The 632-nt window shown below is 77.1% G+C and carries 1 protein-coding gene; it reads right to left on the minus strand.

All coding sequences use genetic code 11. The features are described 5' to 3' along the window. Positions 1–632 (minus strand): hypothetical protein (locus H3O04_RS35610; RefSeq protein ID WP_202589542.1); only part of this gene is annotated, 632 nt, incomplete at both ends.

Genomic DNA, 632 nt, shown 5'->3' on the forward strand with positions numbered 1-632 from the left:
CGCGCGACCGACGATGCGGGCGGCCCGGCCGTCCGCATCGTCGGTCGCGCGTGTGCCGCGGTCGGCCGCGGCCGTGTCGCGTTCCGCCATCCGTTCGGGTGCGCCGGCGCGTTCCGGCTTGACGAGCACGAGCACGCGGTTCGGCGCGCTGAACACGCCATCGAGCGCATTGACCGGCTCGGGCGGCGCGGCCGGCCGCGGCATCGCCGGGTCGTTCGGGCCGCGCTTGCCGGCCAGCACGATCACCGTGTCGTCGGCGGCCGCGCGTGGCGCGGTCGGCGGCGCATCGTCGGGCGCGATGCCGTCCGGCAGGCCGGTTTCATGGGCCGCAGCGACCGTCTCCGGCGCGGGATCGAAGCGCAGCACGCGCGCGCCCGCGCGCAGCTGGCCGTCCGCACCGAATGCGTCGGGCGCGGCCGCGTAGACGGGCTTCTGCCAGCGGTTCGCGAGCTCGGGTGCGAGCGCCGCGTCGTGTTCGCCGGCGACGACGATCACCGGTTCCTCGAGATCCTGCGGGCGCAGCGACGATGGCCGCGCACCCGGCGCGTCGGGTGTCGCGCCGCTGCGCACCACGTAGACCGTGCGATCGCCGACGTCCATCGGCTCGGCGCTCGGCCCGCGCGGCACGGCGA

This window comes from Burkholderia sp. KCJ3K979 (assembly GCF_016759955.1).
In the GTDB taxonomy this organism is placed as follows: domain Bacteria; phylum Pseudomonadota; class Gammaproteobacteria; order Burkholderiales; family Burkholderiaceae; genus Burkholderia; species Burkholderia orbicola.